The sequence below is a fragment of the Variovorax sp. 01T439_2 genome (genome assembly GCF_056398445.1).
Window position 1 is genome coordinate 1 of record NZ_JBFTPJ010001258.1, and the last position, 1,279, is coordinate 1,279.

Genomic DNA, 1,279 nt, shown 5'->3' on the forward strand with positions numbered 1-1,279 from the left:
GTGCAGCCGGTGCTCGAAGACGCCGAGAAGGAGCTCGAGGAAGCCGCCACGTCGCTCGGTGCGACGCGGCTGCAGACCTTCACCAAGGTGATCTTCCCGTCGATCGCGCCGGCGCTGCTCACGGGCTTTGCAATGGCCTTCGCACGCGCCATCGGCGAGTACGGWTCGGTGATYTTCATCGCCGGCAACATGCCGATGATCTCGGAGATCACGCCGCTCATCATCATCGGCAAGCTGGAGCAGTACGACTTTGCCGGCGCCACCGCGGTCGCGCTCGTGATGCTGGTCCTTTCATTCGTCCTGCTGCTGGTCATCAACGGCCTGCAGGCCTGGCAGCGCAAGCGCGCGGGAGCCTGAGATGAGCGCGCCTTCCAAAGTCATCCGCCGCGCGCAGGCCGGCACCACCGAATCGGCCTGGGTGCGCTGGCTGCTCATCGGCCTTGCGCTCGCGTTCATGTTCCTGTTCCTCGTGCTGCCGCTGGCCGCCGTGGCGACGGAAGCCCTGCGCAAGGGCCTCGATGCCTACATCGAAGCGCTGAAGGAGCCCGACGCCTGGAGCGCGATCCGCCTCACGCTGATCACGGCCGCCATCGCGGTGCCGCTGAACCTGGTGTTCGGCGTGGCGGCGGCCTGGGCCATTGCCAAGTTCGAGTTCCGCGGCAAGGCCTTCCTGACCACGCTGGTGGACCTGCCGTTCGCGGTGTCGCCGGTGGTGGCGGGCCTGATCTACGTGCTGGTGTTCGGCGCGCAGGGCTGGCTCGGCCCGTGGCTGGCCGAGCACGACATCAAGATCATCTTCGCGGTGCCGGGCATCGTGCTGGCGACCGTGTTCGTGACCTTCCCATTCATTGCGCGCGAACTCGTGCCGCTGATGCAGGCGCAGGGCACCGACGAGGAGCAGGCCGCGATCGTGCTCGGCGCGACCGGCTGGCAGACCTTCTGGCGCGTGACCCTGCCCAACATCAAGTGGGGCCTGCTGTACGGCGTGATCCTCTGCAACGCGCGTGCCATGGGCGAGTTCGGCGCGGTGTCGGTGGTGTCGGGCCACATCCGCGGCCAGACCAACACCATGCCGCTGCATGTGGAAGTGCTCTACAACGAATACCAGTCGGTCGCGGCCTTTGCCGTGGCCTCGCTGCTTGCCATCCTGGCGCTGGTCACGCTGGTGATCAAGTCGGTCATCGAGTGGCGCCACGAACGCGAAATGAAAGCCATTGCGGAGCTGCCGCCAGAGCGGCCCACGGCGGCTTGAGAAGGCTTCGAGTGAGGGGAACAACCC

General features: G+C 66.7%; 2 protein-coding genes. Both read left to right on the forward strand.

The annotated features are described in order from the left end of the window. Nucleotides 1-357: ABC transporter permease subunit (locus AC1DOC_RS34075; RefSeq protein ID WP_478131622.1), on the forward strand; the 357-nt coding region annotated here is incomplete at its 5' end. A 1-nt stretch (nt 358) separates the two neighbouring features. Continuing rightward, on the forward strand, nt 359-1,252 hold the full coding sequence (cysW, locus tag AC1DOC_RS34080) for a sulfate ABC transporter permease subunit CysW (protein ID WP_018904514.1): 894 nt from the start codon (nt 359-361) through the stop codon (nt 1,250-1,252). Nucleotides 1,253-1,279 lie beyond the last annotated feature (27 nt).